Raw genomic sequence first — 4769 nt, 5'->3', positions numbered from 1 at the left:
CCGGGCGTACGTTCGGCTTCGAGCTCGTTGAGCGAGGGGATGGTGCGGTCGGAGGACCGCGCGTCGGTCGCGGCGCGAGTGGTGGGCGGCTGGACCTCGAGCTCGGGGTCCACGACGAATGCCACGAGCGTGTCCGCTCCCAGAACCCGGCCTACGCTCTCGTCCAGGATCTCGGACATGGGGCGGTTCTGCAGGAATTCCCGCGTGGCCTCACTCGGGACCGCGATCAGCAGCGTGGTGCCCATCAGGCCGCGGGGTTCACACACCGCGATGGTCCCGCGTGCCCGTCCCGTGACCCGCGGGTTCTCGTTCATGACGCGGACGCACTCTGCCCATTGCTCGAGCAAAGCCCTGTTGTCCTGCTGCATGAACGACTCCTGACGTGAGATACGGGGAAGCCCCAGTTTTCCACAGACTTGTACACAGCGGTGGATAACCTCGTGGGGGCGGCCGCAAACCTCAGCCTAGAGCATGGTTCCGGGCTCGACATAGCCCGTCGGAGCCGGTGCACAGAACTACAACTGTGTAGTTCCCACCTGGGGATAACTTGCTCTGGCGGGGTGTGATCCGGCGCTTTTCCACATGCTCCCGGGGGGCGGTGTACACACTTGTGGAGGGACGCGGCCGCCCGTCTGGCAGCCCACCGGACCGCCGATCGTAGTGTGCGGCAATTTGACCGGTGTGGCCCTTTTGACTACTGTGAATCAGTCTTGTGCGTGTAGGATTGCGATTTCTGCGCGTCCGCATGCCCCCAAATACGTACCGCGTGCGTCCCCTGTGATCCGTCGCAGTTGGCGCGCCGTTGTCCAACCTCGTGGAGTGACTAATGCCCAAGCGGACTTTCCAGCCCAACAACCGCCGCCGCTCTCGCAAGCACGGCTTCCGTGCTCGCATGCGCACCCGTGCCGGCCGCGCCATCATCGGCGCCCGCCGCAGCAAGGGCCGCGCCAGCCTGTCGGCCTAACTCATCGTCAACTCGCGAGGTTCGCATCGTGCTGCCCACCAGGCATCGGATGCGGACCTCGGCGCAGTTCTCAGACACCGTACGTTCCGGCGCCCGCAGTGGCCGCCGGAACGTCGTCGTATCCGTGCGAAGCACCACGGAGCAGGCGTCCCGCGTGGGGTTCATCGTCTCCAAGGCGGTGGGCAACGCCGTGGTCAGGAACAAGGTTAAGCGCCGCCTGCGTGAACTCGCTGCCGTGACCGTCCGCGAACACCCGGCCGGGCTCGACGTCGTCGTCCGTGCTTTGCCCGCGGCCGCCGCGGCGGGGTGGGACGAACTGGGGCGTGACTACCGCGACGCCCTGCATGCCGCGCTGCGCAAGGCGCGATGACCTCCCCGCTGCGTACGCGGCGGATGCCGTAACGTTGCTTGTACAGAGTCGAGAAGGAGGCCCGCACGTGACATCACGTCCGTCTCCCGAGCAACTCCTCGCGCGCGCGCCGCACGAGTACAACCCCGGCGGTGGCCTCGTGCGCACCATGAAGCATCTTCCGCAGAATCTTTGCATCGCCCTGCTCAAGCTCTACCGCACGATTGTCTCCCCGCTGTACGGAGACGTGTGCCGGTATTTCCCCTCCTGTTCCGCATACGCGCTGGAGGCGTTCACCGTGCACGGCGCGGTGCGCGGACTGGGACTGAGCGTCAGACGTCTGCTGCGCTGCCACCCGTGGGCGGCCGGCGGGATCGATAGGGTCCCGAGCGGCGGTCGGGAGTTCCCCTCCGTGGCCTCGACCCCCAAAATCGTTCTGCTCAACCACCCGACCCTCGTGCGCGACCACGTGCACGACTGCCCGGCCCGTGACGACCACGCGGCTCAAGGAGCCAACGCTCGATGAACTTCTTCGACATTATTCTCTTTCCCTTCAGGTGGATCGTCTCCGCCGTGCTGTGGGTGTTCCACGAACTGTTCACCACCCTCGGGATGGATCCGGCCTCTGGTGTCACCTGGGTGCTGTGCATCGTGGGCCTGACCCTGGTCATGCGTACACTGACCATCCCGCTGTTCCTCAAGCAGATCAAGTCCATGCGCGGCATGCAGGAACTGCAACCGGAGATGGCCAAGCTGCAGGCCAAGTACAAGGGCAAGAAGGACCAGCTCTCCCGCCAGGCCATGGCCGAGGAGCAGATGGCCCTGTACAAGGAACACGGATCCAACCCGTTCGCGGCGTGCCTGCCGATCATCGTGCAGATGCCCATCTTCTTCGCGCTGTTCCAGGTGCTGCGTTCGGTCCCGCAGGCCGCCCAGAACAACGAGTCCATCCACGTCCTCACGCCGCAGCTGGTCCACCAGTTCAACGACTCCACGATCTTCGGCGCTCCCCTGTTCTCCACCCTGATGCAGCCGGGTGCGGGCAACCACATGGCCACCATCGTGCTGGCGATCGTCATGATCGTGGCCATGTGTGCCACACAGTTCATCACGCAGAAGCAGCTGACCGCGCGTAACATGAGCGATGCCGCCAAGGAATCGCCCATGTACCGCCAGCAGCAGATGATGCTCTACCTGTTCCCGCTCATCTTCGCGATCGGTGGCATCAACTTCCCGCTGGGTGTGCTCATCTACTGGACAGTCTCGAACCTGTGGTCCATGGGCCAGCAGTGGTGGGTCATCCGCAACAACCCCACCAAGGGGTCCCAGGCGGAGCGTGAACTCAACGAGCGCCGTGCGGCCAAGGGTCTGCCCCCGGTGGGCATGACCAAGAAGGAGCACGAGGAGAAGCTCGAGGAGCAGCGTGAACGCGCGGCGGCGGGCCAGCGTCAGCAACCCGTGTCCAAGAAGCGCCAGAAGCAGCAGGCCAAGAAGAACGGCTGAGAGGTCGCACCCAATGAACGACATCGACGAACAGCAGCAGCTGCCCTCGCAGGACGCGCCCGCCGAGACGCAGACCCCCGAGCTCTCCCCCCTCGAGGAGGAGGGTGAGATCGCCGCGGACTACATCGAGGAGCTCCTCGACACCGCGGACATCGACGGCGACATCGACATCGAGGTCCGGGACGGGCGCACGTACGTCTCCGTGGTCGCGGAGGACGGTGACGACTCCCCTCTGCGAGAGCTCGTGGGCGAGAACGGCGAGACGGTCGAGGCGCTGCAGGAACTCGCGCGGCTGTGCGTCCTCAGCGCCACGCAGCGGCGCAGCCGGTTGATCTTGGACATCGCGGGGCACCGTGACGAGAGAGCCTCGGAGCTGCGCGAGATGGCGCAGGACGCCGTGGCCAAGGTCGAGTCCGAGGGCGGCAGCGTGCACCTGCCCCCGCTATCCCCGTACGAGCGCAAGATCGTCCATGACGCCGTCGCGGACGCCGGTCTGGTCTCCGAGTCCGAGGGCGACGGCGCCGGGCGCCACATCGTGGTCTCGGCGGCTCAGTGACCGTGTCGCGTTCCACCCCGCACCCCGCCGCGTCCGGGCAGGACAAGAACGGGTCGGGCGCCGAGGGCGCGTCGCGTCCCGCTCCCGAGCCCCAGCCAGCCCCCGAGCTCGGTGAGCACGAGACCGCAGCGCGCACGATCTTCGTTGACCGCCTCGACCTGGCGCGGCGCTACACGGAGCACCTGGCGTCCTCGGGCATCGTCCGTGGACTGATCGGTCCCCGTGAGGCCCCGCGATTGTGGGAACGTCACGTACTCAACTGCGCGGTGGTGGAGAGCCTGATCCCGCGGAACGCTCACGTCGCGGACGTGGGCTCGGGGGCCGGCCTTCCCGGCCTGTGCCTCGCGATCGCCCGGCCCGATCTGTCCATCACGTTGATCGAGCCGCTGGAGCGCCGTGTCGCGTGGCTCGAGGAGATTGCGGCGGATCTCGGCCTGGACAACGTCTGTGTGCTGCGGGCGCGCGCCGAACAGGCGAAGAACGAGGTGGGCCCGGTGGATGTGGTCACGGCCCGAGCCGTCTCCGCGCTCATCGGTCTGGTGGACATCACCCTGCCGCTGTTGAAGGGTTCCGGTGAGCTGCTCGCGCTCAAGGGACGCTCCGCCCAGGACGAGCTGCGCAAGGCGAGTAAGAAGTTCAATCGTTTCGGGGTCCGGTCCTCGGAGGTCGTGACCGTGGGCGAGGACCTCCTGGAGGAACCCACCACGGTGGTCCGGCTCGTGCTGTGAATCCGTCGTTGCCGGTGCGGCCTTGTCGATAAGCTACTAGGAGCACCGCACCAGTCATGGAAGGGACAGTCGATGACCGAGCCGGAACGGCCCACCTCAGGACGTACCCGTGGACACGACTTCGGATTGCCGCCTGATCCAATTTCGCAAACAAAAAAAGTTGTTCCTGATCGCGGACGCCATGTTTCACGTGAAACAAACGGTCAAGCAGGAGTGACGGCACAAGACGCGGTGGCGGATACCGCCCTGGGGAGGAAACTCGTGGAAGAGAACAAGCGCCGCGCCAAGCTCAAGAACGTGCACCTGGACCGCCCCGAGAACACGCGCTACATCACCATCAGCAATCAGAAAGGTGGTGTAGGGAAGACCAGTACGTCGGTCAACCTCGCCGTGGCGCTCGCGCAGCAGGGCCAGAACGTGATGGTCGTGGACAACGATCCGCAGGGCAACGCGTCCACCGCACTCGGGATTCCCCACGGTGCGGATGCGGACTCCGTCTATGACGTGCTCATCGACGAGGTTCCGGTGGCCGAGGTGGTCAAGGAGTCCCCCGAGGTGTCCAACCTGTGGGTCCTCCCGGCGACCATCGACCTTGCCGGTGCCGAGATCGAACTCGTGTCCGTGGTGGCTCGTGAACAGCGATTGCAGCGGGCTCTGGCGGAGTACGCG

The 4769-nt window shown here is 65.8% G+C and carries 7 protein-coding genes and 1 pseudogene; 7 read left to right on the top strand and 1 reads right to left on the bottom strand.

Annotated features, from left to right (window positions below; all coding sequences use genetic code 11):
- A pseudogene (locus B3I25_RS00135) lies at positions 1 to 368 on the bottom strand (chromosomal replication initiation protein DnaA); the annotation flags it as partial.
- Positions 369 to 826: 458 nt separating this feature from the next.
- Between B3I25_RS00135 and rpmH the strand changes: the two are divergent.
- The 7 genes from rpmH to B3I25_RS00100 all read left to right on the top strand — a co-directional run.
- On the top strand, positions 827 to 964 hold the full coding sequence (gene rpmH, locus B3I25_RS00130) for a 50S ribosomal protein L34 (protein ID WP_035962803.1): 138 nt from the start codon (positions 827 to 829) through the stop codon (positions 962 to 964).
- A complete protein-coding gene (rnpA, locus tag B3I25_RS00125; protein ID WP_369795598.1) occupies positions 903 to 1334 on the top strand; it encodes a ribonuclease P protein component in 432 nt (143 codons plus the stop codon). Before rpmH ends, rnpA begins: the two co-directional genes overlap by 62 nt.
- Before the next feature lie 67 nt (positions 1335 to 1401).
- The gene (gene yidD / locus B3I25_RS00120; RefSeq protein WP_064845486.1) at positions 1402 to 1839 is read left to right on the top strand and encodes a membrane protein insertion efficiency factor YidD; all 438 of its coding nucleotides are present in this window, start codon (positions 1402 to 1404) and stop codon (positions 1837 to 1839) included.
- Entirely contained in the window at positions 1836 to 2816 is a 981-nt protein-coding gene (yidC, locus tag B3I25_RS00115) for a membrane protein insertase YidC (RefSeq protein WP_064845485.1), read from the top strand. Before yidD ends, yidC begins: the two co-directional genes overlap by 4 nt.
- 13 nt (positions 2817 to 2829) lie before the next feature.
- The gene (locus B3I25_RS00110; RefSeq protein ID WP_064845484.1) at positions 2830 to 3372 is read left to right on the top strand and encodes a protein jag; all 543 of its coding nucleotides are present in this window, start codon (positions 2830 to 2832) and stop codon (positions 3370 to 3372) included.
- Between the two features lie 137 nt (positions 3373 to 3509).
- On the top strand, positions 3510 to 4100 hold the full coding sequence (gene rsmG, locus B3I25_RS00105) for a 16S rRNA (guanine(527)-N(7))-methyltransferase RsmG (RefSeq protein ID WP_286737505.1): 591 nt from the start codon (positions 3510 to 3512) through the stop codon (positions 4098 to 4100).
- 261 nt (positions 4101 to 4361) lie between these two features.
- Positions 4362 to 4769 (top strand): ParA family protein (locus B3I25_RS00100; RefSeq protein ID WP_349676510.1); only part of this gene is annotated, 408 nt, incomplete at its 3' end.

Origin of the sequence: Kocuria sp. UBA1838 (genome assembly GCF_002338785.1) — a bacterium.
In the GTDB taxonomy this organism is placed as follows: domain Bacteria; phylum Actinomycetota; class Actinomycetes; order Actinomycetales; family Micrococcaceae; genus Kocuria; species Kocuria marina.
Note: the sequence above shows the minus strand (reverse complement) of the source record. Positions and strands in the feature narration are given on the sequence as shown.